We start from the raw sequence: 380 nt of genomic DNA, 5'->3' as shown, positions 1-380 counted from the left end.
CTTGTTGAAAAGCTGAAATAGACTGTAGTAGTAGGCACCCGTGAATGTGTTGGCCGAGGTGATGAAGTAGGTGGTGATAAGTCCTAGTAAGGCTCCGATGATATTGAGGTACTTGATTGTGGTCACGTTCACTTGCCACCACATACGGATGTTGTGAAAAGTGATTTGACCACCACGAGTCGTAGACATAGCAAAACTCCTTGTGAAGGAAAACAAAAAAGCGCCCACACTGAGTGAGGCGCTTTTGTTCGGTTGTTTCGATGAAGTATTGATACCTTGTCGGTTTTCATCTTTCTTTGGTTGGGCTGAATTAAAGTCAGTCGGAACTTTAATGATTAGGCCTAGGTCACTCAGGCTCTGAATATGATTAATTAATCATA

Annotated in this window: 1 protein-coding gene; it reads right to left on the bottom strand. The window is 42.6% G+C overall.

What is annotated here, in order from left to right; translation table 11 throughout:
• Window positions 1-189: hypothetical protein (locus tag BCT81_RS23110; RefSeq protein ID WP_133152696.1), on the bottom strand; the 189-nt coding region annotated here is incomplete at its 3' end.
• Between the last annotated feature and the right edge of the window lie 191 nt (window positions 190-380).

It is taken from the genome of Vibrio sp. 10N.261.52.A1 (genome assembly GCF_002876325.1).
Lineage (GTDB): Bacteria > Pseudomonadota > Gammaproteobacteria > Enterobacterales > Vibrionaceae > Vibrio > Vibrio chagasii.
This window is presented reverse-complemented; position numbering and strand designations above follow the sequence as displayed.